This is a genomic window from Vibrio sp. 811, from assembly GCF_033339195.1.
Genome location: NZ_JAWOUB010000558.1, coordinates 1 through 622, shown reverse-complemented (window position 1 = coordinate 622; position 622 = coordinate 1). Strand labels below are relative to the sequence as shown.

Annotated in this window: 2 protein-coding genes; both read right to left on the bottom strand. The window is 44.7% G+C overall.

The window, feature by feature from the left end; genetic code table 11:
• Positions 1 to 136, bottom strand: a 136-nt coding sequence (locus R7Q46_RS28085) for an SDR family NAD(P)-dependent oxidoreductase (RefSeq protein ID WP_318078423.1), incomplete at its 3' end; no start/stop codon positions are given.
• Positions 133 to 573: a nuclear transport factor 2 family protein gene (locus R7Q46_RS28080; protein ID WP_318078422.1), complete on the bottom strand. Its 441-nt coding sequence runs from the start codon at positions 571 to 573 to the stop codon at positions 133 to 135. The genes R7Q46_RS28085 and R7Q46_RS28080, both read right to left, overlap by 4 nt.
• Positions 574 to 622: the final 49 nt, after the last annotated feature.

Sequence of the window (622 nt, the reverse complement as noted above, 5' to 3'; positions counted from 1 at the left end):
ATGTTGCCGCTAGCTCAGCAAGTACAACTTCATTGCGTCCACATGCGATGACACGCCAACCAGACTCAGCAAAATCGATAGCCAGCTGTTTACCTATCCCGGAAGTCGCCCCCGTAATTAAAACGACACTATTCATCGCCCCAACCTTTGCTTAATGGTTTTTATGACGGAGCCAAGCAAAGGCAAATGCTCATAAAGCATTTCACCCAAATCAAAGTAATCTCGGTGATAAATGACTTGGCCATCGGAGAACTTCATGTGGGAAACGCCGCTCACAGCGATTGGAGCCCCTTTGTGTAATTTCGGATGTTGAAGATCCATAGTCCAAGTCAGGAAACCCGTATCCCCAACCTGCTGATGATCATGGATGATGAAATCACAGCGAATCACATTCGCGTACAATGACTGGAAATAATCTGAAAGAGCAGGCAGTCCTTCTAAGCGATGAGCCGAATCTTCAAACACCACATCTTGGTGATAAACGTCTTTCAGAAGATGCAGGTTCGCTTTGTTAAGCTTCTGGTAAATGTCTCCACCCGACTGTATGTCCCTTCTTTCGCTCCCAAACGTCACTGATGGTTGTACAAAAATATTATATGTACAAGATAGACCAATTAGAAAA